Annotated in this window: 22 protein-coding genes; 12 read left to right on the forward strand and 10 right to left on the reverse strand. The window is 62.5% G+C overall.

The window, feature by feature from the left end:
* Positions 1–80 precede the first annotated feature (80 nt).
* Positions 81–920, forward strand: a complete 840-nt coding sequence (locus ASD59_RS01355; protein ID WP_055827179.1) for a helix-turn-helix domain-containing protein — start codon at positions 81–83, stop codon at positions 918–920.
* 92 nt (positions 921–1012) lie between these two features.
* The gene (locus ASD59_RS01360; RefSeq protein ID WP_082560067.1) at positions 1013–1480 is read left to right on the forward strand and encodes a nuclear transport factor 2 family protein; all 468 of its coding nucleotides are present in this window, start codon (positions 1013–1015) and stop codon (positions 1478–1480) included.
* Between the two features lie 138 nt (positions 1481–1618).
* On the opposite strand, the gene ASD59_RS13785 is transcribed toward ASD59_RS01360, so the two are convergent.
* Entirely contained in the window at positions 1619–2056 is a 438-nt protein-coding gene (locus tag ASD59_RS13785; RefSeq protein WP_082559997.1) for a very short patch repair endonuclease, read from the reverse strand.
* A 77-nt stretch (positions 2057–2133) separates the two neighbouring features.
* Here ASD59_RS13785 and ASD59_RS01365 point away from each other — a divergent pair, with 77 nt between their 5' ends.
* Positions 2134–3681 (forward strand): DNA cytosine methyltransferase, encoded by a 1548-nt coding sequence (locus ASD59_RS01365; RefSeq protein ID WP_055827182.1) that lies wholly within the window; start codon positions 2134–2136, stop codon positions 3679–3681.
* Between the two features lie 120 nt (positions 3682–3801).
* On the opposite strand, the gene ASD59_RS01370 is transcribed toward ASD59_RS01365, so the two are convergent.
* The 5 genes from ASD59_RS01370 to ASD59_RS01390 are packed head-to-tail and all read right to left on the reverse strand — an operon-like array spanning position 3802 to position 10900.
* Positions 3802–4578 (reverse strand): hypothetical protein, encoded by a 777-nt coding sequence (locus ASD59_RS01370; RefSeq protein ID WP_055827186.1) that lies wholly within the window; start codon positions 4576–4578, stop codon positions 3802–3804.
* Positions 4575–5468 (reverse strand): hypothetical protein, encoded by an 894-nt coding sequence (locus ASD59_RS01375; RefSeq protein WP_055827189.1) that lies wholly within the window; start codon positions 5466–5468, stop codon positions 4575–4577. Before ASD59_RS01375 ends, ASD59_RS01370 begins: the two co-directional genes overlap by 4 nt.
* Positions 5465–7315 (reverse strand): hypothetical protein, encoded by a 1851-nt coding sequence (locus tag ASD59_RS01380; protein WP_200943526.1) that lies wholly within the window; start codon positions 7313–7315, stop codon positions 5465–5467. Before ASD59_RS01380 ends, ASD59_RS01375 begins: the two co-directional genes overlap by 4 nt.
* Positions 7303–8316 carry a PD-(D/E)XK motif protein gene (locus ASD59_RS01385; RefSeq protein WP_162246613.1) on the reverse strand — a complete coding sequence of 338 codons (1014 nt, stop codon included), beginning with the start codon at positions 8314–8316 and terminating at the stop codon, positions 7303–7305. The genes ASD59_RS01380 and ASD59_RS01385 overlap by 13 nt, the downstream gene beginning before the upstream one ends.
* Positions 8297–10900: a Z1 domain-containing protein gene (locus ASD59_RS01390; protein WP_200943528.1), complete on the reverse strand. Its 2604-nt coding sequence runs from the start codon at positions 10898–10900 to the stop codon at positions 8297–8299. Before ASD59_RS01390 ends, ASD59_RS01385 begins: the two co-directional genes overlap by 20 nt.
* A 470-nt stretch (positions 10901–11370) precedes the next feature.
* On the opposite strand from ASD59_RS01390, the gene ASD59_RS01395 reads away from it, so the two are divergent.
* Positions 11371–12030, forward strand: coding sequence for a hypothetical protein (locus ASD59_RS01395; protein WP_055827200.1), 660 nt, complete (start codon positions 11371–11373; stop codon positions 12028–12030).
* Between the two features lie 1083 nt (positions 12031–13113).
* Here ASD59_RS01395 and ASD59_RS01400 read toward each other — a convergent pair.
* Entirely contained in the window at positions 13114–14076 is a 963-nt protein-coding gene (locus tag ASD59_RS01400) for a hypothetical protein (RefSeq protein ID WP_055827203.1), read from the reverse strand.
* A 182-nt stretch (positions 14077–14258) separates the two neighbouring features.
* Here ASD59_RS01400 and ASD59_RS01405 point away from each other — a divergent pair, with 182 nt between their 5' ends.
* The 6 genes from ASD59_RS01405 (at position 14259) to ASD59_RS01430 (ending at position 21812) form a co-directional block, all read left to right on the forward strand.
* Entirely contained in the window at positions 14259–14972 is a 714-nt protein-coding gene (locus ASD59_RS01405; protein ID WP_162246614.1) for an exonuclease domain-containing protein, read from the forward strand.
* Positions 14969–15301, forward strand: coding sequence for a hypothetical protein (locus ASD59_RS01410; protein WP_055827210.1), 333 nt, complete (start codon positions 14969–14971; stop codon positions 15299–15301). Before ASD59_RS01405 ends, ASD59_RS01410 begins: the two co-directional genes overlap by 4 nt.
* Before the next feature lie 99 nt (positions 15302–15400).
* Positions 15401–16327: a metallophosphoesterase gene (locus ASD59_RS01415; protein ID WP_055827213.1), complete on the forward strand. Its 927-nt coding sequence runs from the start codon at positions 15401–15403 to the stop codon at positions 16325–16327.
* Positions 16328–16373: 46 nt separating this feature from the next.
* Positions 16374–16715, forward strand: a complete 342-nt coding sequence (locus ASD59_RS01420) for a hypothetical protein (protein ID WP_055827215.1) — start codon at positions 16374–16376, stop codon at positions 16713–16715.
* 257 nt (positions 16716–16972) lie between these two features.
* A complete protein-coding gene (locus ASD59_RS01425; protein WP_055827220.1) occupies positions 16973–19702 on the forward strand; it encodes an ATP-dependent DNA helicase in 2730 nt (909 codons plus the stop codon).
* 202 nt (positions 19703–19904) lie between these two features.
* Positions 19905–21812 carry a DUF7017 domain-containing protein gene (locus ASD59_RS01430; protein ID WP_055827224.1) on the forward strand — a complete coding sequence of 636 codons (1908 nt, stop codon included), beginning with the start codon at positions 19905–19907 and terminating at the stop codon, positions 21810–21812.
* Positions 21813–21841: 29 nt separating this feature from the next.
* Here the strand turns inward: ASD59_RS01430 and ASD59_RS01435 are convergent, their stop codons facing one another.
* Together ASD59_RS01435 and ASD59_RS01440 are read right to left on the reverse strand one after the other, a co-directional pair.
* Positions 21842–22807 carry a TerB family tellurite resistance protein gene (locus ASD59_RS01435; RefSeq protein WP_055827227.1) on the reverse strand — a complete coding sequence of 322 codons (966 nt, stop codon included), beginning with the start codon at positions 22805–22807 and terminating at the stop codon, positions 21842–21844.
* The gene (locus ASD59_RS01440; protein WP_156376880.1) at positions 22804–23199 is read right to left on the reverse strand and encodes a hypothetical protein; all 396 of its coding nucleotides are present in this window, start codon (positions 23197–23199) and stop codon (positions 22804–22806) included. Before ASD59_RS01440 ends, ASD59_RS01435 begins: the two co-directional genes overlap by 4 nt.
* 116 nt (positions 23200–23315) lie before the next feature.
* Between ASD59_RS01440 and ASD59_RS01445 the strand changes: the two genes are divergently transcribed.
* On the forward strand, positions 23316–23510 hold the full coding sequence (locus tag ASD59_RS01445; protein WP_055827233.1) for a hypothetical protein: 195 nt from the start codon (positions 23316–23318) through the stop codon (positions 23508–23510).
* 230 nt (positions 23511–23740) lie between these two features.
* Here ASD59_RS01445 and ASD59_RS13795 read toward each other — a convergent pair whose 3' ends face one another.
* Entirely contained in the window at positions 23741–24319 is a 579-nt protein-coding gene (locus ASD59_RS13795; protein ID WP_082560002.1) for a helix-turn-helix domain-containing protein, read from the reverse strand.
* 408 nt (positions 24320–24727) lie between these two features.
* Between ASD59_RS13795 and ASD59_RS01450 the strand changes: the two genes are divergently transcribed.
* Complete coding sequence (locus tag ASD59_RS01450) at positions 24728–24892, forward strand: hypothetical protein (RefSeq protein WP_200943530.1); 165 nt, start codon at positions 24728–24730, stop codon at positions 24890–24892.
* The last annotated feature ends 26 nt before the right edge of the window (positions 24893–24918 follow it).

The following is a 24918-nucleotide window of genomic DNA, read 5'->3' on the forward strand; positions in this document are numbered from 1 at the left end:
CCGCGCTTCCATGATAGATTTTGTCCTCGGCCGCCGCCGATGCGGCGCAACGGCCGCAACCTTCCGGGATTGAAATTCGCATGGCCTCCCTGGATTCCGGCGTCGTTCAGCCGGCTTCGCCCGACGCCTCGGGAACGCGCCTGTTCGCGTGGGGCGCGCGGGCGATCTACCTCGGCCCGGCCTTCAATCTGTCGGCCCACAGGAATGCGGTGGGCGTGATCGCCCTCGGGCTCGACGAGCCGTTCGGCGTGGCGGAACCGCCCGCGGCCTCGTCCGGCCGATATCGCCTGTGCCGCAGCGCGATCATCCCGCCCAACACGCTTCATCATTTCGCCGACACCCAGGGCCTGATGGCGTTCATCTATGTCGACGCCCTGAGCCGTGACCTGCACCATCTGGGTGAGACCGCGGCAGCGCGCCTGTCCCACGCCGCCTTCGATCTCGCCGACGAAGCGGCCTTGATCGGGACGCTGCGGGGACTGGCGTCCGCAGCGATCGACTGGCCGACGGCGCGGGTCGTGCTGGAACGGATTCTGCTCGGACCCGACCATGCGCCCGTCGACCGGCGCGTCGCCGGCGCCCTGTCGCTGCTTCACGGCAGCCCCGACGATCGCCCCTCGCTGTCGGCGCTCGCATCCCGGGCCGGTCTCTCGGAATCCCGCCTGCGACACCTCTTCAAGGCGACGACAGGGGTCCCGTTGAGGCGCTACCGGATTTGGGTGGCGATGCGGGTGGCGCTTCAGGCCCTGTCGCGCGGAGCCAGCATCACCACCGCCGCGCTCGACGCGGGCTTCGCCTCTTCCGCCCATTTCAGCACGGCCTTCCGGGAGATGTTCGGGATGGAGCCCTCACGACTGACCCGCGGGGGCCTTGTCCTTGAGGGCGCGCGATCCAACAGTCGAAGCGCAGCCGCTTCCTGAAAGCCCGCCGCCCCGGCCGGAGTTAGCCTCTCCGCAAGGGGTCAGTCGGCGCACGGCGCGTCGGAGACGTCTCGTGGAGCGCCATGCCTGTGATGATCGACCGTCGTGACGCGCTGGCGATGCTGGCCGCATCCGTCGCCCCGGCCGAGACGGACCGGCAGGGCGATCCGGGCATTCGGGCCGCGCTGGAGCGGTATGCGACGGCCTGGCTGGCCAACGACCTTCCGGCCATCGTCGCCTGCTACCATGACCGGTTCACCCTCCACTATTTCGGCTCCAACCCGCTGTCGGGAGTTCACGTCGGCAAGCGGGCGGCGCTGACGACCCTGGCCGAATTCGGCCGCCTGACCGGACGCCAGCTCCTGGGCGTCGTCGACATCATGGCCGGCGCGACCCGAGGCGTCATCCTGGCGCGCGAGCGTCTCGGCCATGGAGGCGACGCCCGGGATGTGGATCGGGTTCTCGTCTACCGGATCGAGGACGGCCTGCTGGCCGAGTGCTGGGTCCACGACGCCGATCAGGCCCTGATCGACAGGTTGCTGACGCCGCCGGCTGGCTGAATGAGACGGCCGCCTCAGTCATTCCGAAGGCGAGCCTCCTTGGCTCGGACGCAATAGCGCAGCGTCGCTGGCGAGAAAAGAACCCCTGAGCGAACCGGCGACGTCTGGTGCGAGGCAAGGGTTTTCAGGGTCAATCCGTTAGTCGATCGTTGCCGAACCCGAATCTGAAGTGATCCATCGGGCAAGTCGCTCTGTAGCGCCCCGAGCATCGCGGCGAACCGCACATTCCCAGACGGTCGCAACCCGCCAGCCTGCCTTTTGCAACGCCACAAACGCGCGCTCATCGCGGAGGACATTGGCGCCAAACTTCTGGTCCCAGAACGCTGGTCGTGTCGCCGGTGTCGTGGTGAAGCGGCAGCCTTCATGCCGATGCCAGAAACAGCCATGAACGAAGATCGCAGCGCGCCACTTGGGGAGAAGCAGATCGGGCTTGCCGGGCAATCCGGGCGCGTGGAGCCGAAAACGAAATCCCGCGCGATGAAGACCTTGCCGCACCACCATTTCCGGCTTCGTGTTCTTCCCCTTGATGCCGGACATCATCCGAGACCGGGTCGCCTTGTCGACAACGTCAGCCATTCTGTCCTTTTCGCGTGGCGGTTTCGCGCGTCCCTGGTAGATACCGATCTAATTCAAGGCGCGAGAACTTCTGGGGCATGGCTTTAACGTATCAGGTCGTCGATCTGTTCGCAGGACCGGGCGGTCTTGCGGAGGGCTTTTCCTCGTTCACTGACAGGGACGGAACGAACCCATTCCAGGTAACGATCTCCGTCGAGAAGGAGGCGTCCGCACACAAAACCCTCCAGCTCCGGGCGTTCCTTCGCCAGTTCGATGAGTTTCCGGACGAGTATTATGATTGGCTGAACAATGGTGGTGCGGAGCCGGACTGGTCCGTGACGCATCCGGGCGAGTGGGAGACCGCCCTCGAAGAAGCGCTGCGGCTAGAGCTCGGCACACCGCACGCGGCCCGCGTTCTGGACAGTCGGATCGCAGAGCTGGTCGAGCTGGACGTGCCGACTGTCGTGATCGGAGGGCCGCCATGTCAGGCATATTCCCTCGTCGGAAGGTCACGTAATCAGGGCACAGAGGGCTATGTCCCTGAGGACGACAAGCGACACTTTCTCTATCGCGAATATATCCGGATCCTGAAGGGACTGCGGCCCGTCGCGTTCGTCATGGAAAACGTGAAGGGAATCCTTTCGTCGTCGGTCGAGGGGCGTTTCATCTTCGAACAGGTGCTAGCAGACCTTCGGGCTGCCGACGGCTCTCCCGACGCTTACGAACTGTTCGCAGTAGCCCTGGATGATGAGGGACACACAGTCCTTCGCCGGACATCACGTCACCAGGACTTCATCGTCCGAAGTGAAGATTTTGGCGTGCCGCAGGCTCGCCATCGCGTCATCGTCGTGGGTCTCCGCCGCGATGTTGCCGGGGCAATTTCGTCTGCCAGTGAGACAGCCGGCAAGTTCGTTGGCGAACCAGCCACTGTGCGCGATGTGATCTCCGGACTTTCAGTCCTCCGCAGCGGATTGAGCCGTGGAGACGATGCGGCAGCCTGGCGTGATGTCGTCACTGGTCAGATGGACACTGTCATCACCGCGCTCGAGGAAGTGCCGGAGACTGCTTCGGACCTGCTGACGGCAGCGCGCCGTTTCCGACAGATGTTCATGGCCGTGAATGACCTGCCGCCCCGGTCATCTAAGGCGCCGCCTTCGGTTTCGTCCGATTGCCCTGACGTTCTCGCAGGCTGGCTTGTTGACCCCCGCCTCGAGGTGACTTTGAACCATTCGAGCAGGGGCCACATGGTGGAGGACCTCGGCCGATATTTCTTCAGCTCGGTTTTCACCAGCGTCCGCGGTCGTGCGCCCAAGGCAGGCGACTTCCCGACGGCGCTTGCGCCCGATCATGCCAACTGGGGATCCGGCAAGTTCGCTGACCGTTTCCGGACCCAAGGCTGGGACCAGTCGTCCACCACGGTGACCAGCCACATCTCGAAGGATGGCCACTACTTCATCCATCCGGATCCAGTTCAATGCCGCTCGCTGACCGTGCGTGAAGCGGCGAGGCTTCAGACCTTCCCCGACAACTACCTCTTCCTCGGCAACCGCACCGAGCAATACGTCCAGGTCGGAAACGCTGTCCCGCCGTTTCTTGCACGGCAGATTGCCGAGGTTCTGCACTGCGCGCTGTCTTCGCAAGACTGAATTGCGGCTGTCGGGAAACCTGATGTCCGTGCGACTGGGCGCCCTTGTTGCGTGAGAACCCCCGCTAGTCGCCTCGGGTGAGGGGCGAGCGGCAATGATCGGAGCCCGTTGACGCCGGCCTCAGGCCGCCGTCTGCTCCGCCGCCACGATCCGCGCGCTTTCGTCGAAGATTTCGTCGATCAGATCAGCCAGCGCTTCGGCACCCATCTCGCCAAGGAAGATGATCTCGTTTCTCAGCCGCAAGCCGATTGTGGCCCGGCGCATGATCGCCTGCATCGCTGGTCGGCCATGTCGAAGAGCGGCGCGTACCCAGCCCTCTGCGAGCGCACAGGCGAGGCGGCGATCGCCGCCGATGGAAGGCCGTTCTGTGATGGCGACGAAAGCGTCCTCGGTCAGGGTCTCGAGCAGGGCCCAGCGATTGGGTGCGTCCTCCCCTCGATCGAGTGCCCTGGCCCGCATCCACAGGCGCTGGAAGGTATTGCGAACGCCGCCATGGTGGCGGTCTTCGGACAACTCGTACCGCCAGATCGTCACCGGCCGTAGTAGAGCCGTCGCAATGAATGTCCAGACGTCGTCTCGCAGGGCTTCGCCCGACTGCAGAAGGGGGTGACCCGCGAGCAGCTTCGCGCAGGCGACGTCGAAACGCGCGCGAGCCGCGATGGTGTTATCCGTCGGAAAGCCGGCCTCCCGGGCGACGCGGGTGACATCGTCACGAAAGCGCACCAGCTGCTCCGGCGGTATCGGGCTTCCTCCCACCGGGCCGAAGGTGATCGCGTCCGGCAGCACGTCTGAGGTCGGGCCGTTTCCCGGCAAGCCATGCGTCTCGCGTTGTTCGGCGAGCATCTGGTCCGCGGCGGCCTCGCTCAGCCGTGGCAGCAGGATAACCGGGTCGCTCATGCGTCGAATCCTACACTGGCGATAATAGCGGCGCGGAAATCGCCAGGGCGCTGTTCGAGCGTGGAGCCGGCCTCGGGCACGGAGCTGAAGGGCCGCAGCAGCCAGTGCCGGATCTGACCGCCCAAGGTGGTCTCTTCCGCACTCTGCAGTCGGTCCGCACCATCCGGCGATCGAAGTGCGCTCTCACACATCTGGGACACGACATCTCCCATCAGCGCCTGCAGGGTCAGCGGGTCCTGTTCCTGAACGCGATCCACGAACAGCGGCTGGTCTTCGTTGAGGTACAGCCGTACGGCGCTGTAGAAGTCCCGCTCCAGGTCCGCGGCATTCCAGCGAAGGTGCCACGGCGCATGCTGATGCGGACGACCCCGGAATAGTCCGTTGAAACTGACGACCTCCATCGGGAAACGGGGATCATGACCTTCCAGTCGGGATACGATCCGATCTGACCAGAGCCGAGACCCCTGCAGGGTCGGAGCCAGTCGATTGAAAGCGTCAGCGTCCGCCGCAAGCACTATCGTGGTGCGCAGGCTGAGCTGGCTCGACATCCAGCGGCTCGGCAGTTCGAACTCGACCCTGTGGTCGGCCGCATCGCGCAACAGCGGTTCGCGTACGCGGTGGATGATTTCGCGAGGCAGGGCGCCGGAGCCGGAGCCGGCCTCGACCACCAGGGCGAGCGCAAAGCCGTCGGCGGCAAGACCGAGCTCTTCGGCGGCGGCGGCATGATCCAGGCGAACCCGGCGGCTGACCTTCAGGGCGGCTCCATAGTCCCAGTCCGGCATCGTGTCGCCGAGCGGCAACGGGCTGCCGTGGTTCAGTTCGTAGACCCATCCGTCGAGGCGTGCGGCCTCGGACAGCTGAAGAAAGGGAGCGGCTGTCCGACGCTTCATGCCCGACCGCCTTCACCAACCATCGCCTGCAGCCCGACGGCGCAATTGTCGGGGACCGTCACCCGAACGGTAAAGGAGCCCTCGACCTGGCCGATCCGAATGAGGCTTCCCGGAGCCAGGACGTCGCCGTCTGGACCGGTCACCGAGACGATCTCGGGACAGGGGCCCTGCTCGAGTCGCGAAAGCGGCACGTGGCCGCCATCCATCGCGACCACCGGTTCCAGGAGCAACTGGTCTTCGCGACCGGTGCCGGTCACTTCGAAACTGAACAGCGCCGTTCGTTCGTCATGATGGAGCTCCAGTCGCTCGAAGACTGGTCGCGATGCGCGCCGCCGTGCAGAGCGTGCGCCGCCACCGCCGTTTCCCCGATCGCGGCTCGGTCCGCCATGGCCCCCCGCGTCGAGGAAAGACCCCAGGAGGCCGGAAACCGCAGCCAGCGGGTGGCTGTTGTCGCTCTGGCCCGCACTGGACATGACCGGGCTTGCGACCTCGTGGGCCGCGGCGTTCAGGCGTTTGAGCGCGACCGCCACATAGGTCTTGTCCCGGCCCTTCGGAAAGGCCGAGGGGTCCCAAGTGTCATGGGCCGCCGGTTCCGACAGGGCGAAGGCTCTCTCAACTTCAGGCTCGGCGCTGGCCACGAACACTCCCGCCCATTCGGCGCGGTCGTCGGGCAGTGCCCCGCCCTCGATATTGGTGACGACAAGCTCGGCCGGCCGCATCAGGGCGATGTGGCTGGCGGGTTCCGGGAACAGACTGTCCTCACGCTGGAAGATGGGGAGACGGTCCGATCGGAGCCCCTTCACGATGGCCAGGTGGCCGAGAAGCTTCTGCGGGCGCTGACAGCTTACTGGCACCACATCGGCGTGTTTCTCGCGGATCATGGTCATCGCCCGCGCATAGAGATCGAGTGGCGGGCAGACCTCGGGCAGGGGAACCTCGATCTCCTCTCCCTCGACTTCGACCCGCGCCACGATGCGTTTGGCCGGCTCCGCATTCTCCATCATGCGGGGCCAGAAATTCCACAGTAGCGCCTCGACAATCTCGATACCTGCGGTCTCAACGGTTTCGCCGGCGAGGTCAGGGTCAAGGATGATGATCGAGGTGCCCGTCTCCAAGGGGCCGCGTTCGGGCGAGCCCATGGCCGCGGCGATCCAGGCCGCCATCTCGCCGGTGGCCGGGTCGGTCGGTTCCTCGGCGCCCGACGAGACGCCCCACCAGTGTCGACCGGTATATTTGCGGGAATAGCCATCGCCGGATGATCGGGCGCCTGATGCGCCGAGATGACAGGCCATGATCCGGCGCTCGGGGTCGGCCGGACCCACGGCGAGCGTATCGACGATAATCGTCGAGCACCGGCTGGCCATGTACAGGGACGCCTTGCCAAAGCCGTAGGTGCCGCCGCCGAGCGCAGTATTGCGCTGGGTGCCGACGTTGCGCAGGAAGTCGATGAAATCGGTGCGGTCGACGCCATCCGGGATCCGGTCGGCCCGGGTCGGGCCGCCGAGCCCGGTCGTATTGAAATCGCAGATCTCCAGAACGCGCGGCGTTTCGGACTCCAGAAACCGAAGCAGGTCGTGGCGCGATTCTTCGACGAACGGCAGGTCTCCGAACACGCTCGCACGCAGGAACTCGACCTGCTCCGGCGTGAGCGTCCGAAGGCGGATCAGGATCGAAGGACCGATTCCCAGCTTGGCGGCATCACAGCTGTTCTGAATCGCTTCCCGAAGGACGAGCTGCAGGCCTTCCAGGGAGGGAGCTCCCAACAGCCGACGGAAGCCGCCATCGCCGATGTTGCCGGTGGCCGCATAGGGCTCGGAATAGAGCCTCCACGCCGTCATTTCAGGCACGCGAGTACCCGATCTTCGGTGAGTTTCATGTCGGCCTCGGTCAAGGCGAATGGGCCCGCCTGGGCCAGATCGATCTCGTACTTCAACGCTCCGATGCCCGCAGGCTTGCCGGCCGGCCCGAAGGTCTCGGCGACAATGCGCGGAAAGCCGGGCTCCACGGCGAAGGCGTCGATCGCCTCGCAGTTGAAGGACTGATTGTTCCAGGCGCCCGCAGACGGATCAGGACATCCCATTCCCTTGAGGCGTTCCCGCAACACCTTCGACGAGCCGGTGCGTGCTTCGATATCCTCGACAAGCCGCGCGACCGTAACCGCCCCATTGGAGGTCCGGTCCAGAACAACGCGCCAGAGCTCGAGTGAGCCGCCCATCGGGATGTCGAGCTGGTCGATCGACGAGATCGTAACCGTGCCGGAGCGCCGGCGACTGGATTTGACTTCGATGGCGTGCACGCCGCCCCGAAAGTCGTGGCGATCCTTGTCAGGTCCGAACCATACCTCCGGTGCGCGTGCATGCCGGTTCGCGAGCCGGAGCAGGACGAGGAGCTCAGCCACCAGTCCCTGCACCTGTTCGATGCCGATGCTTTCGTCTTCCGCCTGGACAAACAGGGCTCGCAGATCGCGCACGGCTTCGGTCAGCGCGGTGGATGGCGATTCCCCATCCTCAATCCGCGAAAGAACCGCCAGAACCAGATCGGCAAATGCGCGATCCAGCGACGCCTCTCTGCAACTCACGATCAGATAGGGTCGCGATCCTGACGCATCGGACAGCTGGTTGGCCCCGACCTCGATGACGGGGAGATCGGCGAATACTGGTCGTTTGGTTCCCGGCGCGACCGGCAGCAGCAACTGAGTCCAGCCCTCTGGCGAGATGCTGAGCATTGCGTTGCCATAGCCGGTCGTCACCCCGAGATCGGAGGCCGCGACCGAAGCGGGGTCCTCTTGCGTGGAGCCGGTTCGAAGCGTGGCCCAGCGGGTATGAATGTCAGACGTGGTTCTGGACACCGGCGGCCTCCAGAGCATCCATTTCGTCGGCTTCGATCTGCGCGAGCTCCTCGGGCGTCGGTGGGGCGAGGTGAACGCTGACATACCTGCCGCCCGCTTCGCGGGAGCCGGGCATGACAATCCCGAAGCCCAGGATGTCATGCTCGGCGTCGAGGTCGATGCGTGTCGTGCTTCCCGTTCGCGCCCGGGATGCCCGATCAATCGGATAGAGAAGGAGGAGCGGTCGCTCACCCACCTGCGTTCGGCGCTTCGCCTTGATCGCTTCCCAGTCATCATCCGTCGAGACTGTACCGGAGGGGCAATCGAACGCCGCATCCGCCTTCGACATCAGCGCCTTGATGTCAGCGATCTCACCCTTGTCCTTGAGCCGCGAGCGCTGAACCATTTTCACCGAACCCAGCACGCCCAGGGGCTGGCCGGATGGCTCGCCGTCGGCCGATTGAATCACGCCGACGTTCCACGTCGTCAAAGCGGGATCATCCAGCTGGACGAACTGAAGCAGGAGGTCGTCCTTCAGATCCTGGTGGCTGTCATCGATGCGGTAGCTGCGAAGAAACTGCGCGATCAGCTTTCGCGGAACGTCTGTGAAGAGGCGGCGACCTGGGATGCCTCCAGATTTCCCTTGCTGGTCCGCGAAGGAAACAAGCTCGGCTCCGGCCTGCCAGTTGTTCTGCAGCAGGCGCTCGTCCTTTCGCTTGAACCGCAGGGTCTGAACGTGGCGGCCCCAGTAACCGATGCTGCACTGATGGGCGTGTCGCATCTTGTTGCGGGCGACGATTGCCATGCCAGGTACGCTCCGGATGCGGATCGCGAAATCCATCGGCGTGACAGAGGGCGATCTGCTGTAGTTCGAGATGTCGTCCCGAATTTCCGCCTCGATGGCGGCAAGAGCGCGGAAGCGCGACTTGAGTTCTGTCGGCATCCAGAGACGAGGCAGATCCTCATAGCCGTGCCGATAGCCGAACCAGCGGCCCATCTGCAGCAGGGTGTCGTACTGGTTCGAGGTACGCAGGAAGTAGCTGACCGCGAGGCCCTCCAAGGTCAGACCGCGTGCAAGGATGCTGCCGCCGACGATGATGTAGGTCTTGGCGCCGCCGGTGTAGTCGATGCGGTCGTCGCTCGCCCCGTTTTCGATGACGACGGAAAGGGCCTGCAGCACAGCCGGCAGGTGGTCGCACAGCTCGTCAAACGACACTGGGCGCGCGGAGGTGAGGTCGTCGAGGCCGGCCGCCTGTTCGGCCTCCCAGACGGATCTCAGGGCTTCGAATGCTGGACCAGTCTGTTGCTCAATTCCGGCCCGTTCCTTGTCGATCCAGTTCTCGATCAGATGCGCAATGCTCTGGTGCATCCGGATCGCCGGCGACGTGTGCACAAGCATCGACATGTGCTCGCCCGCATGGCCCCGGGCCCGGCGCACTGCGCAAGTGGCGATGTAGTAGAGGATCGCGTCCTGGAGACTTGGGGTCATGCGAGGCACGAATCCCGCCTGAGCCGCTCGACCGCGTGGCTGAAGCGCCGCCTCATCTGCTTCATCCACTTCTCGGATGACGTCGAGGCCTTCTTCCTCCGGCAAGGGGTTCGCAGCGTCCTGCGGCGTGCGGCCGAACAGCCTCTGGGTTCCGAAATAGCCCTTGGGCAGCGCGAGCGAGGTGATGAAGTCCTTCGGATAGAGATCGTCGAGCGTGTCGGTCTGCTCGGCGTAGGGGTTGATCAGGACATTGGCGAATGGCGTGGCGGTGTATCCGACGTAGGACACCGCCGGCAATTTCTTCAGGATGAGCCGGATCTTTTCGTTGATCTTGCTGATGTCCATTTCGTTGCTGGCGGAGTTGACGCTGGCTTGATCACACTCATCGTCGATCAGCAGGATTTTCAGCTTGCGCATTTCCGCGGCAGGCGTGTCCTCGATGACGTCCAGCAGCCGCTGCAACGGCGCCACGTTCTTCTTCATCACCGCGAGTTGGGCCCGGTTCAGCGCCGAGATATGGCCATGGGCCGGGATCCGGAATTCGCCATGGATGTCGGTGGTGGTCAGCTTGTGCCAGAGAGTCGGGTGACGAACGACGATGTCCGATTCTAGCCGCCGCTGTGTTTGTTGCCGGAGCTTGTCCGTCAGACCGGCGAAAACCAGAATCAGGTTGTAACCGCGATCGACGGCCTTGGAGATGACGGCCGTCATGTTCGCGGTCTTGCCCGACTGGACATAGCCCACCACCAAACCACGGCAGGAAAACTGATCTTGAGCGGGATCAGCGAGGAGCGAGACGATCTCGTTTGAGCCCTCGTCGATGCTCTCGATGGTCTCGCTGTCCCAGTGCTTGGGGCCCAGGAAGTAGGATTTGAGCGCGGGCCAGTGACGATCGCCCGGTTGTGGCCCGTGGTACCAGTCGGGTCGCTTCGCGAAAATCGACGAGCGCCGCAGGATGGTGATCTCGTGCTCCTTGTGGAGCAGCGTCCGGGCCTCCTCGAGATCGTCCCCCAAGGGCCCGGAAAAATCGATCACCGACCCCAGGCTGGAACGTAGCCAGTCGGTCGCTTGGTCGATCCCGTCGTGGCCCGGGAGAGCGTTGCGGATCTGGGCCATGAGCGAAAGAGTCTGGGGGGAGGGCAAATCAACTGGTCCTTGTGGGCGGTCAGTCTTCGCCAACACGCGCCGAGCTTGCAACCACCAAGTGACCCCTCTGAACGATGCTCGCGTCGGACGTCACATCCAGGCCATGCGGCACCGAGGTCTGCATCGTTTGTCACGTCAACATTTCCGAGCCGACGAGCCGGGCAGCTTCCATGCGGGCATCAGGCCGGGTTGGCAGTGACGGGCGAAGAGCTCTACTCAAAGGTCGAGGCGTGCGGTCGCGGAAGCGGACGGAGGCCGGTCTCGACTAATCGACGGAGCGAAGAAGATGGCGGCATGCTCGACACGGTAGAGGTGAAGCCGCCGCTGAATGCGGCGCTGTGGGAGCCGGGACGGGCAGCGCCCGCGTACTTCCTCCGTTTGATACGTGGGGAACCTAGCGGCGAGCCGTTAGGCGCAACTCTCCTAGGCGGGGAGCCATCGTGAGGGAGTATCGCGTTCGGGTCTCCGACCGGTTCTTGGAGACGGCTACCCTGGCCGCCGTTGAAGCCTATAGTCATGGAGACGGCCGCAAGAAGCGCAAAGAGATCGAAACGCTTGGCCTGGTGTGGGGGCACTGTCGAACTCGAGCGGAGGAAACGGTCATCTTTCTAGATCGGCTTGCGGTGTCGCTGTCCGCCGAACGAGAAGCCGGCTCTGTCATGCCAAACGCCGGCGCGATCAGCCTAATGGCGGAGGTCATGGAGCGGTTGGCACCGGATCAGCTCTTGTTGGGGGACTTCCATTCGCACCCCTATAGAGATCTCGCGGAGGTCCAAATGATCAAAGGCTACGAATTCTCAGACGGCGATTTTGACGCATTCCTCGCCGATGATGCGATCTGGGACCGAACGAACAATGCACCTGTAATGGTAGTCGCTACGGTCTGCAGGCTCGGTCGGGTTCACGAATCGGGAGGCGATCACATCCGCAATAACGTCTGGTGGTTCGACGTGGGACAGTTCCGCTTTTGGCTCAATGTTTGCGTCGGTTTTCTGGATGAAGCAGGAAAGCGTCGCCATACCGGAAACAAGAGGTCTTGTGTCTGGCTGGATCTAAACTCACGGTTCTTCAACGACAGCGGCGACCGGGTGGAGGCCTGACCATTCCCCACTCCGCAGCCGATCTTTGACCGATGCTCAGACCTTCGAGGTTGGCGGCCGAGGGCAGATACGTTGGTCTGGTGCGAAGGCCAAGGCTCGCCATAGCTCGTGCAGTTGTGCAAGCGCTGGCTGACTTGCTGCGGGCGCGATTTCCTGCAACCTGTGTGCAGCCGCGCAGACCATCGCCAACCTGCATATCGGGTAAGGCGGCTCTCAATTGGGAATGCAGCCGCGGGAAGTTGGCATCAGGTTTGAGGGAATGCACGACGACCTTCTCGAGCTAGTGCCCGCCGAGTTGCACGCGCGCTCTGGCGGCGTTTTATATTCGGGCCGCTCAGCATTTCGTGGGCCCAGACCGCTTTACCTGCTTGGACTAAACCCCGGAGGGGATCCCGCTGCGCAAGCCGATGAGACTATTGGTCGATCTATTCGCAGTGCAACTGCGAGGAGCCGGAACGACTGGTCCGCTTATGCTGACGAATCTTGGCAAGGTCGCCCCCCGGGAACGGCAACGCTCCAACCGAGGGTCCTGCATCTCCTTCGAAACCTCGACCTTGAACCCCGCGCGGTCCCAGCCTCGAATGTAGTTTTCGTCCGATCAAAGCGGGAAGGATTGCTGGCGAGAAAAGCCGAGTTGTTGCGGGACTGCTGGCCCTTACACGAAGCTGTAATCCGAGGGCTTGGCGTCAGGGTTATCGCCTGCATGGGTGTAACCGCAGGAGCGTGGACAAGGGAGATGGTCGGGGCGCATGAGCTCGTGGAAAGCTGGTCCGAGCAGAACGAGCGCGGGTGGACCAGCCGCACTCACATTGGGCGGGACGGCCTCCAGGTGGTTACGATGACGCACCCTAGCGTTGCTGCATGGAATTCCGCCGCAGCTGATCCTTCCCCTCTTGTCCGGAGCGCCCTTGGGCGCTCGTGAAGTCGGCGCAAGTCGCGAACCGGGCGCCCGCAATGACGGCGGGATCGGGCCGATGGAGCACGAGAATTTGGGCTGCCCCCATCTAGACCCTGATCCACTAGGGACACTGGGCGTCACGGCAAGTTGTGTCGCCTCTGACGACAACTCTCAGGAAGGTCGATTTAGCCATTCCAGTAGGTCCTGCTCGGTAGGTAAGGGCTGATGTGGCCGGGAGCGCCGCTCAAGAGCCGCTCAATTTCATGGAGAACAGGGGCAGGCGGACGTTTGTTGCGCGGTCCGTTGACGTCCTCGACTTCCCAACCGAGACCCGGCACCTGTTCGAATTCAATGACTGCTCGGCCTTCGAGTTCGTAGAAGTAAGAATATCCGCGACGGACAAAATCGACCTGAGAAGCCAGGCAGTTCTGGAAGCGCTTCGCAGCGCTTCTCATGGCGGCAGGGCTATCGAGCGGCCGCAACCCTTCGGTTCCACCCCATGGCGCGGGCGGCAAGGGCAGGCCGGCCCAGAGCTCGGTTACGTCGCCACCGCCGAGAAGTTTCTTGCGGATGGCTCCGTCAAGTTGAGGTGCGACGGCCCTCAACCTCTCCAGGCGCCACACCCAGCGCCGGACCCTGCGTTGAGGCGACCCAAGCCGCTCCCCGACCTTCAGTGATTTCGCCAGGCCGGCATGCCGCAGGTCCGCGGGCAGGGCATGAAGGGTCTCAATGGTGGAGGCAGCGATGCGCTTGCGATGGCGGATAGTCTGCGCGCCCAAGCCGCCTTCCTCGAGGAGGTCCGCCAGCTTCAAATATTGCGCAGCGTCTTCCAATCCCGTCCACGGCAGTTTGCCCAAGCTCCCCAGCAGTCCGCGGGCTTCGCCGAAGCCTGCCAGCCGCAGCAGACATGCCGAGGTTTCCGACAGGAAGCGTTCGCGCCACAGGGTGAAGTCAGCGGGTTCGTCGAGTCGGTCCGCGCGCATCGACATCTGCGCCCAGATGCAGAGCCAGACGTGTCGGCGTTTGTCTGGCTCGTGGACGAGCGCCCTGTGCGCCTCTTCACGACCACCCCAGAACGCGATCGCCCAACCTTCGAGGCCCCCCGCGAGAGCGTGTAGCAATGTGTCTGTTTTCATGCCGACCACCATGGCGGCCTTTAGCGACAGAAGCGGTCGCGCATCACGAGCGGGCTCCGCAGTGGTTCTGGACTGTCTCGGGATCTGGTCGAGCTTATCTCGGGTTAGGTGGAGCGTCACACTTGAAAGACTGTTTGCGACCGCGGTTGTCGCATTTGTGCCCAAGCATCACTGGAACTTGGGTGGGGATGACAATGCTGCTGCGCGTAGTGGACTTTGAGACAACAGGCGGCGAGGGCAGTCAGGTCATTGAGGTCGGCACCGTCGACGTCACGGGCAACGGGCGCGACTGGAGGGTCGGAGCGCCGCGGACGCTTCTCCTGAAGCCGACCGAGCCCGTCTCGCCTCACGCCCGAGCTGTCCATCACATCAGTGATGATGAGCTCGCGATGGCTTCAACGTTTTCCGTCGAGGCCGTCGAGCGCTTCATCAAGGCTGATGGACCGCCGGACGTCCTCGTAGCTCACCATTGCGATTTCGAGCGAAGTTTCCTCGGCGACCTGGCTCTCGCGTCGTGGGTTTGCACGGTCAAGGCCGCTCGAAAAGCCTGGCCGCAGGCGCCGGGTCACGCCAATCAGGTGTTGCGCTACTGGCTTGAGTTGCCTCTCGACCCGCGCTTCGCATTGCCAGCACACAGGGCAGGACCCGACGCCTTCGTCACCGCTCATATTCTGGTTCAGCTGCTTCAGACCGAGACGGTGGGCGATCTGATTGAATGGACGACTCAGCCAGCGGTAGTCACGTTCGGCCGCCATCGCGGCAAGGCGTGGGGTGAGGTGCCGTCAGACTATCTGCGATGGATCGCAGGGGAGGAAGGAATGGATATGCATAAGTGCAAACTGGCCGAGACAGAGTTGGCGCGTCGCGACGGCCGGGTCTCGGAAGCCATGGCCACGGGTGACCGATGAGCGCTCGGCTTCATCTCATCTGTCGTGACGCCAAAGGTCTGGTGTGCCTCGACCCCAAGGGCGCGATCTACCGCAGCGAGGCCTGGGCGCTGACGTCGGCCGAGGTCGCCAAGCTTGCCGGCGGGCGCGTCTATTTCCATCAGACCAAGGCGGAGCCGTCCTACTTCGGTGGACATGTCCTCGACGCCGAGCCTTTCCAGGGTGGGAACTCGGACCCGGAACGGTTTGTGCTGCGGCTGAAGGCCGAGCGCGACGCCAAGGGCGTTGTCTGGGATGAGGCCGGGCGCTCCCACGCCATGGCCTGGTCTTCCGGCGTGCTGGACGACTGAGATGGGTCTGACAGATCATCGCGCCGAGCGCCCTCGCGGGGCAGCCAAGGTGGCCGCAGAGGTGCTCGGGCCAAGCCCGAGCGGCATTCAGGCATCGGAATGAACCACGACATCATCGGCGACATCCACGGCCATGCCGACCAGCTTGAGGCCCTATTGACCGAGCTCGGTTACCGCCATCGGTCCGGGGCTTGGCGACATCCCAGCCGCACGGCGATCTTTGTCGGTGACTTCGTGGATCGCGGCCCAGGTCAGCTTCGGACTCTCGAACTCGTCAGGGCGATGACTGACGCCGGATCGGCCCGCGCCGTGATGGGAAATCACGAGTTCAACGCCATCTCGTGGGCCACGCCGGATCCAGTCAGTGACGGTCACCACCTTCGTCCCCGTCTGGGCGCGAAGGGGGTGAAGAACCGCCAACAGCATGAGGCCTTTCTCGCTGAAGTCGGGGAGGACACTGACGATCATCGATCCTGGATCGAGTGGTTCCTGGACTTGCCGCTGTGGATCGAGGAACCAGGATTTCGGATCGTCCATGCCTGCTGGAGCCCTCGCCACGTCGCGGCTCTGAGGCCGCTGCTGAGCGAGGAGAGATTGACGCCTGAGATCGCCGAAGCTTCGAGTCGGAAAGGGTCGGTTGCCTACGAAGCTGTCGAGACACTTCTCAAGGGCGCGGAGGTGGAACTGCCTCCCGGCCACGGCTTTACAGACAAGGACGGCCACAGCCGCAGCGCGATCAGAACACGATGGTGGGACGCGAGCCTCACCACCTACCGGTCAGCCTACATTGGTCCGCCGGGCGTGGAGATGCCTGACCTTCCAATCCCGATGACCGAGAAGATTCCTGAACCTGACCGGCCAACGTTCATCGGACACTATTGGCTGAATCCGCGAGAGGCATTGGCGCCCCTTACGCAACGGGTCGCCTGCGTCGATTACAGCGTGGCGAAGGGAGGGCCGCTGGTGGCCTATCGGTTTGATGGCGAGGCGGAGCTGGCGGCCGACAAGTTCGTGGCCGTCCATTAGGGCGCGCACAGCGTGTGGGATGACCGAGGCCGCTCCAGGAGAAAGCATGTCGGACGCAAATATAGATCGGCTCGCGGACGTGATCGGTACCTTCCTGAACCGGGCCGCGCAACAACCCGTGACGGTTTGGGCGACACTGAGGGAGGATACTTATGAGACCCTCTTTGGCGACGGCTACTACGCCTACCTGGACAAGGTGTTCGATTCACCAATCGCGGCTCTCGGGCGGTCTAATGAGCCAAGGGGAGATTGGGTGAAGTTGCACGTCCGCCGCTACGAAATCAGCGTTTCAAGCAAGCAGCCTGTCCTTTCCCCTGAGCCGTCCGAGTCAGAGCCGGTCACGGTGAAGGACGTCGTCGAAAAGATGCTGCGGGCCGGCATCATCTAGCCGAAGACAAGGTGCCACCTGAGAGGCCCCAGTATGAATATGAGCAAAGCCTGTAGTGCTGGTTTTCTCCCGGTCGTCTCTTCGAAAACCACCCCCAGCCTGTCGCCAACTCCCTGTGCGGCGGGCTCGTGCAACTGTTTGTTGAGGCCGGAACATTAGGGGATGGTCTCTGCAATATGGGTTAGCGGGTCGACCGCATCCTCCTAAAACCCTAGGGTGTCCGATTGTGGAAGAGTGATGGGGGTAGTGTGGAGGGAGTGATCGACGCGGAAGGGTTCAGGTTTCTGGAGCCATTCTGGCCGGATCTGCACGAGACATCCCGAAAGGCCGAGCAGGCTGGACCGCAAGCACCTGACCTGGCCGCGATCCGCCTGCGCGCCTTCACCGAGTCGATGGTTGCGCACCTATGGGGTCATCTGGATCTTCCACCGCAGCAGACTTCTCAGTTCGATCGGCTAGTCCTCCTTGAGAAGGGGGATCTGCTCGATCGGCGACTGCTGGCCAAGTTTCATTCCATCCGCCGCCTGGGCAACAACGCTGCTCATAATCACCCGGTTACACCGGCGCAGGTCGAGACCATGCTCGAGGATGCCTGGTCGCTCGGCTGTTGGTTCTGTCGGTTCATGCGTCCGGACATTGAGTGGTTTACACCGACGCGAACTCCACATGCGTCCATTGGAGTGGGGATCCAGCAGGACGAAGCCCCCGAAAGCGCCGATAGGCAGTCAACCGCTTCGGGGCCGCCGAGCAGTATCGTGCCATTCCCGGTCGACCGCATCCGACGCGTTCGTGAGGAGGTCGCCAAAGCGATGGCGCAGATCGATCCCCGGGCGCGTTCCCTGCGCACGCGGATCAGCATGCAGGATGCGTTTTCGGAAGACTTGAATGTTGATCAGCGTGGCTGTCTGTCAGCGCTGTCCGACTTCCTCGGTGATCGCGAACAACGTCTGTTCCTTTTGAAGGGCTACGCCGGGACTGGGAAAACCTTCCTGGTGAAAGGGATCACGGAGTACCTCGCGGCTCAGGGTCGTGACTTCCAGCTTCTGGCTCCGACCGGCCGCGCAGCCAACGTTATGCGGGAGAAGACGGGACGCGAGGCACGCACTCTGCACGGGTCGATATACGATTATTCCGATCTGCAGGAGTATCGCGACGGAGACGCCGATGCGCTCGAGACGTTCAAGATCATTGCATCAATCAGGTCAAATCGAGATCAGGCTAATACCGTTTACATCGTAGACGAGGCGTCGTTGCTAGCCGATGTCTATGCGGAAAGTGATTTCTACAGGTCGGGAACGGGGTATCTGCTCCAAGATCTGATGACGTACATGTGCTTCGACCATAGCGAGAACGACAGAAAGATCATTTTCGTCGGTGATCCCGCTCAACTTCCGCCTGTCGGGATGGCCAGTTCACCCGCGCTCGACCCGGAATATCTCCGCAAGCACTTCAATCTCAGCCCAATCCAGTACGAGCTCAAGGAGGTGGTGCGCCAGAAGGCAGACAGCGGGTTGATCCGCAATGTCATGCCGCTGCGAGAAAGTCTGTCCAAGGCAAGTTTCAGCAGCCTCACCTTTGAATTTGGCGAGGACGTTGCGCGTGCGCACACCGATGAAGTCATCCCGCTGTACATGGCGGCTCGAGGGGCCGGGCGGCAACCAATCATCATTACGCACCCGAACGCCGAGGCCGCGGCCTTCAACCGGGCGGTGCGCGAACAACTGCATCCCCAGAAGGAGTTCGTGACCGCAGGTGACACCCTGATCGTCACGGCCAATGCGGTCGTTGGCGGCCGATTCCTTGCAAATGGCGAGTTCGTCGAGGTCATCCACGCTGAACCGGTCGTAGATCGTCGGACGCTGACCCTGAAGCAGCGAAATCCGGACACCAATGCCGTTGAGGAAATGGAAATCTCGCTGACGTTCCGGGATGTCGACGTGGCGATCACTCTACCCGACGGGACCAAATCCGGTATCAACGTCAAGCTATTGGATGATCACCTGCATCGCAACGAGCCCGGGCTGTCGTCGATAGAACAGCGCGCGCTCTACATCGACTTCCTGAAGCGCCATCCGGACCTGCGTGCGGATAAGGAGCGGGTTCGCCGGAGCCTGGTCCTGCGCCAGGATCCGTATTTCAACGCCCTGCGGGCCAAGTTTGGTTACGCCGTGACCTGTCACAAGGCCCAGGGCGGGGAGTGGACGGATGTCGTCGTATCCTGCCCGACCGGTCAAGACCCGCGGACGGCCGGCTATTTCCGTTGGCTGTACACCGCGATGACCCGATCGAGCCAAACCCTGCATCTCGTCAATCCGCCGGAAGTAAGGATCAAGTCAGTAGGCGAGCCTTGGTGGAGACAAACCAACAATAGCGGCCCGCCGCTTTCAATGACGATAACGGAAGGGCTTGAGGAGCTCACCGGATCATCGCCGCAGGAGCAGTTTCGCGCCGGCGTCCTCGCCAAGGTTCGGTCGTTACTTGTCGACACGCAGGTCGCTATCGATGATGTCGCCCATCACAGCTACCAGGAGGCTTATTACCTCAGTCGGGGCGTCGACTCCGGGCGCGTCAACATCGGCTACGATGGCAAGTACAGGATCAGGTCCATCACGACCCCCAGGACTGGAAATTTTGAAGACGAGTTACGTCAACTTTTTGCGCCGTTGCTCAACCACGGCAGCCTGGGGCTGCCACGCGCCGACAGCGTACCGAACCTCGGTCCCACCGCGCCCTTCTTGAAGGAACTGCATGATCGTCTGGTGCCGTTGCTTACGGCGCAGGGGATCATTGTGACTTCGTTGGAAGAGCTCCAGTGGTGCCAGCGCTATACCTTCTCTCGTGGAGACGAGGTCGCAAGAATAGATATCTTCTATGACGGCAGGAACCGGATCAGGAGTTGCATGCCCTTGAGGCCGAAGTCAGCGGCGCCACCTCCGCCGTTGTTGCCCCAAGTGATGGAAATCTTGACGATGGAGCTCGCCCCGTGAAACCGCTTCCGGTCGCTGGGCGGGGGGAGTGGTTTGCACATTTGTGCGCTGTTTTGCCCCCGAGGAATGGAGACGTCACCGCAATAGGCGTCCGGCGCAATGCGAGGCGCGTTCTCGAGAGCTGGCAGCCACTCGGCGCCGGCTGCCCAAGGGTCGCACCCCCTCCCGAAATCTCGGACGAGCTGAAGACTGAGATCGTCGCGTGATTTCCTCCAAGGACGTGTTCCAGAAGCGCAGGGATGGTGACCTTGATGCGGCCTATGCGCTGGCGTTGGAGCGTATGGCCGCGACCGACCGGGACGCATGGGATGTTCGCGCCTTGGGTTGGTGCCTGGTCGATCTCGTCAAGAAGTTCGCTGGGGACCGACCAAGCCCGGAACTGGAACGATACGCAGCAGAGCTCAATGATCTGATCGTGCCGCCGGACGACGAGGTGTTGACGAAGCAGCGGGACTACGCCCTGAGCCTTCTGCAGGCGGGCGCGACGGAACTGCAAGAGGCGAAGCGGCTTAGCAAGGCCGGCAAGTTTCGCGAGGCAGTAGGCATCTATGCGGTGCTTTTCAACGGAGGCACGCTCGATCGCTCGAACCACACCAACTATGGCTGGGACCTCTTCAAGGCGACGCGCGATGCTTTGCAGCAGGAACCGCAAGATCAGTGGTCTGGCAGCCCGGTGGCGGAGGCGAGACGTTACCTCGGCATCTATCTGAAGCTAGACGTCGAGCGGCCATCACTCCTGCACAGTTGCATCCTGCAGCAGGCTCTGCGCCTCGCGCCGAGCGGTCATCTCAAGGTCATGGCGTTCGTTCGTATGTGGGGCTTGGAGCACCTGCGCGCGGAGGATTTCGAGCGTTACGTGGCTGAGGACGGAAAAGCGCGGTCATCACTGGCTGAAACCGCTGTGCAGCACGCTGCGAAGGAAGCCGTTTTAGACGGTCAGGCCGGCAACCTCGAGTATGTTCAGCCCTTCGTCGACCTCGCCATGGCGCGCTTTCCGGACAATGCTTGGCTGAGGCTGAACAAGGCAAAGATCCTGCGCGCGCTGGGCCGGCAGGACGAAGCTCTCGCCGTGGCGATTGATTTCGCCAAATCGAAGGTAGGTGAATACTGGGCCTGGGAGCTCCTTGGCGATCTTGTAACGGATCCGGAGCAGCGAAGGGGTTGTTATTGCAAGGCTCTGATCTGTTCGCAGGACGATAACTTTGTAAGCGGTGTGCGCTTGAAGCTGGCCCGCGCCTTGGTCGGCGCCGGTGAATTTCCGGAAGCCAAAGGCGAAGTGTTGCGCGTGATTGAGCACAAGACGCGCGCGGGTCACAGGATTCCGGCCGAGGCGCACGATCTGATGCAGGGCTCGTGGTTCTCCGAGGTCTCTGCTCTAGAGCCCAAGGCGGCCTTTTACGCGCGCTTCGCGTCTCAAGCCGACGACTTGCTCCTCAGCGCCGTGCCTTGGATTGACGCCTGTGTGGGGGAGAGCTTCACGATCGAAGGCCAGGAATCCAAGCCGCGCCGCAAGCTCTATCTTCAGGGGACGCCTTTCCCGACCGAAGTGAGCGTTCACGCTTCCAAGCTGCGCCTTAAAAACCTGGCGGTCGGCCTGCCGATCAAGGTGAAGGCGGAACTTGAGCCCGGCGAGGGCCGACGATTCACGCTTTACGCAGCAGCTCTCAGAGAGGACGGGTCGGATTTTGACATCTTCCCTGAAACGATCGGCGTGATTGACTCTATCAACGCCGACAAGGGGCTTTTGCATTTCATGGCCGGTGTCGACGCGCACGGGACTTTTTCCCTGGCGGAGTACTCGGGAACGGCGTCCCTCGGAGGCAGCGTCGCCATAAGGCTCGCCACCTATCATTCGAAGCGAGGGGCATTTCTTCGCGCCTTGACCGTTGGCCCTTCCGCTGAGCCGGCGGGGCCAAACGTCTGCAGGTCATTCAAGGACAAGGTCCGCGTGGACAAAGGGATGGGCTTCACGCCCGACGGTGTGTTTATCCCTCCTGATCTCGTGTCCGCTCATGGCTTGGGCGACGAAGACTTCGTCTCGGGGACGGCTGTCCTGAGCCATAACAAGAAGCGTCAAACCTGGGGTTGGAAAGCGATCCTCATCGAATAGGTGCATGCCCCGGACGGGGATGAGACGCGCTAGGCTCCCGGCCTCCCAGGCTTCAAATTACCAAAACGATTGGTCAGCGACCCGATCGCTGAACCAGCCTTTCCGCCAAAATCCGCCATGGCGGAACCAGTCTTCCCGCCGAGATCTGCCATCGTCGTTCCGGTCTTGCCGCCTAGGTCGGCTAGCGATTTTCCGACCTTGGCCAAGCTGATCGCACGCTCCGCCCGAAACGTCGCTGCGATGGCGTCAATTGCATGATCTTCTCGCTCGTCGAGGACTCCATCGGCCTCGATCACCTCGCGCAGAAAGGCAAGCAGTTCGGCTTGCATGGCCTCGCCGTTGCAGTCGGGGCTGGCTGCGTGGAATTCGGCGAGCGATTTCGCGACGGCTTTCACCCGCGTCTCATCAGCTGTCTCTGAGAGCACGTCGAGCGCCCGCGCGCCGTACGCGCCGTTGTAACCCCATTCTTCAACGAAATGCCGTTCAATCGCGGCGCGCTCCACCGGGGCGATCGCGCCGTCGATCTTGGCGACGCGCAGAACCAGCGCCGCCACGAGGTCGAACAGCTGCATGCCGAGCAGGTCGATCGGCGTGTTGATGAAGCGCGGGATTGTGTCGACCAGCGAACCCGATTGTTGGCGTACGAGTCGGGTGACACCGTAGTACGCCCCACCCGTGGCCGCAGCGGCGGCAAGCACCCATCCAATCGGTGTGGCCGCCACTGCGCCGATGCCAATCGCAGACAACATCCCGCCCGTTGAGGCAAAAAACGTGGACACGACGACCTGAGATGCCGCGATGGACGCTCCGGTCGCGGCGACCCCTCCGACGTCCCAAAGGCTCTGCAAGCCGTTCTTTGCGCGCAAAACGGCATAGGCGTCTTCGCCGATGCGCAGTTTCAGCTTGAACTTCAGCGAGTCCGCAATGACGCACTCGACATTGTTGAGCAGCGAAAGCGCTGGATCTTCTTTCGTGCCGTCTCCGATCGTCGTCACGCTACACCCAGGTCTTTGAACTGCGCTTCCAGGCCCGACAGCCTGTTCCGCATCGGTCCATCGATCATGTCCTGAAGCGCACCCCACCCGAGCCCGATGATCAGCAGAATGGGCGTGAGGACCGGCGAGAGGAGAGGGCCGAGGAGAGGAATTGAGCTGATCAGGAACGAGAGGACCAAGGCTGCGACGACGCCGAAGGTGACTTTGGGGTATGATTTGGCGAGATCGAAGATGTACGCCAGCACTCGGCAGCCAATCTGGACAATCTTGCCACCCACCACGACCGTGGTTTCGATCAGGGTTGAAAGCAGGGCTTTCAAGTCCGCCGAGACATGCAGTCTCTCGATGCGCCTTACGATCTCGCGTCGATCGATGAGGGGCTCGACTTCCATGGGGCCTGGCATTGGCGACTCTCAAAATCGTAAGGACTTGGGGCACAGCTAACGCGTCCCCTGCGGCGCTACAACCGGTAGCGGCGGAAGCTTCGCTTCAACACCGTGAGTAATGAATGAAGCTCCTGCTCCTCGTGATCTGGAAGATCTTCGGAATAGTTCTGATCGCGTTCCTGATCATGAAGGTGCTGGCTTGGACATCCACAGGCCGGAAGAAGCGGGTGTTCCACGCGATCGCAGCGGGAGTGCTCTGGATGGGCATCCCTCTCTCTGTCCTCAGAGTGCTTCTGATGTTGAACGGAGACGCCTGACCGAGGATCGCCTCTCCCGACACGGCCCGCCGGTCGGCCCGCCGGTTATTCCGGAGCCCGGCTAACGGTGCCCGCAATATCGCGGCGTTAGCTGGCCGAACGTGGCCTGCCAGCGGTGGGTCAGGCTGACTGGCAACGTTGTGACAGCCACCCGCTCAAACCTCCGATGGCGAACAGGGCACATGCGACTGCCTGAGTTCGACGCCAGGCCTCAGGTTGGCGGGGCCGATTCAGAGCGGAGTGAGCGGTTCCGGCACGATTTCAAACCGCCCGTCGACTTCCTTGCACGACAGGTTGTTGTGCTCGCAGATGGCCTTGATCCCTTTGACGACTCCATAGCCCGCCGCGCCCACTGCCACCGGGAGCACCGCCACGACGGCAACGCCACCAAGAAGGCTTCCGCCGAGTGCCGCCAGGCCAGATGTGATCCCTGCGGCAGAGAATCCAGCCACGGTGCCCGTTGCTCCAATGGCGCCTATGCTGGCGACAACGCCGCCCGCGCCACTTCCTGCCGCAACCATCGTTTCAGTCAGAGCACTCCTGTCCGTCGAATTCAATTTCTTGAACCGATGGTATCCAATGATCTGGAGCGCCCTCAGCTTGTTCATGAAATCAATTGTCGGCTGGTGGATCCCTGACTCGAGGCGAGAAATCGTTGACTCGGAACAGCCAAGAATCTTCGCAAGTTCGCGGCGCGATATTCCAGACACTTGTCGGATCAGAGATAATTTTTTACCGCAATTTTCGGCGGTAATCTCCTCCTCCATCGCAGCGCGCTGATCCTCGTTGTCAAACGCCCAGTCGGTCATCGAAACCCCCACCCCAGTTGCAGTCAACCGAAGCTATGCGCGAGATCACAAGCGTATGCAAGCTTATGCATACGTGTGAATGGTTTTGAAGGCTGACTTCAGGCGTCGCTCTTTTCCGAGTCCCTCGCCAACGCAAGTGTGTCGGCAGACCGCATTGGAGAGGGTGTCGGGGGAGAGGCTCTGCGGCCTCAAGTAGCTGCGCCGAGCACCGTCGCGGCTAGGCGAGTGAATGGCCACTCCGTCGGGCGACTCTCTTGGTGTGCAGGGCGATTTACGCGAGCCGCGATCTGACGAGCCAAGCCGTTTGAGTCGGAAGTTGATTCTTTCCGGCGGCTCTGCCTAACGTTGTCTCTGCCTAGGGGGAAGATTATGTCCAAACAACATATCAGAGACCGGTCAAACCGGCTCATGGCGACCATCGAGATCAAGTCGTCGGGCAAACACGAAATCCGAGACTCTTCCAATCATCTCCTGGGCACCTACGACCCGCGTACGAACGACACACGGGACGCCAGCAACAGGATGGTGGCCAAAGGAAACGTCCTGACCTCGCTCATCAGCCCGTTCTCCTGACCCAAAAATATCTACGACCGATTCTG

This window comes from Brevundimonas sp. Root608 (assembly GCF_001427825.1).
GTDB lineage: Bacteria > Pseudomonadota > Alphaproteobacteria > Caulobacterales > Caulobacteraceae > Brevundimonas.

Excerpts from the sequence above, each read along its gene's own strand:
- ASD59_RS01355 (WP_055827179.1), top strand. The coding sequence starts at position 81 with ATGGCCTCCCTGGATTCCGGCGTCGTTCAGCCGGCTTCGCCCGACGCC.
- ASD59_RS01360 (WP_082560067.1), top strand. The coding sequence starts at position 1,013 with ATGATCGACCGTCGTGACGCGCTGGCGATGCTGGCCGCATCCGTCGCC.
- ASD59_RS13785 (WP_082559997.1), bottom strand. The coding sequence starts at position 2,056 with ATGGCTGACGTTGTCGACAAGGCGACCCGGTCTCGGATGATGTCCGGC.
- ASD59_RS01365 (WP_055827182.1), top strand. The coding sequence starts at position 2,134 with ATGGCTTTAACGTATCAGGTCGTCGATCTGTTCGCAGGACCGGGCGGT.
- ASD59_RS01370 (WP_055827186.1), bottom strand. The coding sequence starts at position 4,578 with ATGAGCGACCCGGTTATCCTGCTGCCACGGCTGAGCGAGGCCGCCGCG.
- ASD59_RS01375 (WP_055827189.1), bottom strand. The coding sequence starts at position 5,468 with ATGAAGCGTCGGACAGCCGCTCCCTTTCTTCAGCTGTCCGAGGCCGCA.
- ASD59_RS01390 (WP_200943528.1), bottom strand. The coding sequence starts at position 10,900 with ATGGCCCAGATCCGCAACGCTCTCCCGGGCCACGACGGGATCGACCAA.
- ASD59_RS01400 (WP_055827203.1), bottom strand. The coding sequence starts at position 14,076 with ATGGTGGTCGGCATGAAAACAGACACATTGCTACACGCTCTCGCGGGG.
- ASD59_RS01405 (WP_162246614.1), top strand. The coding sequence starts at position 14,259 with ATGCTGCTGCGCGTAGTGGACTTTGAGACAACAGGCGGCGAGGGCAGT.
- ASD59_RS01410 (WP_055827210.1), top strand. The coding sequence starts at position 14,969 with ATGAGCGCTCGGCTTCATCTCATCTGTCGTGACGCCAAAGGTCTGGTG.
- ASD59_RS01415 (WP_055827213.1), top strand. The coding sequence starts at position 15,401 with ATGAACCACGACATCATCGGCGACATCCACGGCCATGCCGACCAGCTT.
- ASD59_RS01420 (WP_055827215.1), top strand. The coding sequence starts at position 16,374 with ATGTCGGACGCAAATATAGATCGGCTCGCGGACGTGATCGGTACCTTC.
- ASD59_RS01440 (WP_156376880.1), bottom strand. The coding sequence starts at position 23,199 with ATGGAAGTCGAGCCCCTCATCGATCGACGCGAGATCGTAAGGCGCATC.
- ASD59_RS01445 (WP_055827233.1), top strand. The coding sequence starts at position 23,316 with ATGAAGCTCCTGCTCCTCGTGATCTGGAAGATCTTCGGAATAGTTCTG.
- ASD59_RS13795 (WP_082560002.1), bottom strand. The coding sequence starts at position 24,319 with ATGACCGACTGGGCGTTTGACAACGAGGATCAGCGCGCTGCGATGGAG.
- ASD59_RS01450 (WP_200943530.1), top strand. The coding sequence starts at position 24,728 with ATGGCGACCATCGAGATCAAGTCGTCGGGCAAACACGAAATCCGAGAC.